At 42.1% G+C, this 359-nt stretch carries 1 protein-coding gene; it reads left to right on the top strand.

What is annotated here, in order from left to right; translation table 11 throughout:
- The coding region (locus tag Q1A15_RS20955; protein WP_299628403.1) for a hypothetical protein at positions 1-359 on the top strand (359 nt) is incomplete at both ends.

The following is a 359-nucleotide window of genomic DNA, read 5'->3' as shown; positions in this document are numbered from 1 at the left end:
GGAACTATTGCTGTAAACATTACAAGTGGAGAAGCACCGTTTAGAGTTCGTTTAGACAGTGGAGCTTTCATTAATGTTACAGGAAGTACACATACATTCTCAGGATTAGGAGCCAATACATATGTTGTAGAAGTTGTTGACAATAAAGGATGTACAGATACAGTAAACACAACAATCTTACCACAGGTTACAGTAACGGCTACAAGCACACCAGAGGATTGTAACCTAGGAACGATTACTTCAGTAGGAGCAGGCGGAACAGGAACAGGTTATGTTTATGCCGTAGTTGCAGATGGAGTAACTCCAGTTGCAGGAGATTTTGCAGCCGGAAATGCATCAGTTGATAGAGCAGCTGGAAC

It is taken from the genome of uncultured Tenacibaculum sp. (assembly GCF_947495995.1).
Taxonomy (GTDB): domain Bacteria; phylum Bacteroidota; class Bacteroidia; order Flavobacteriales; family Flavobacteriaceae; genus Polaribacter.
This window is presented reverse-complemented; position numbering and strand designations above follow the sequence as displayed.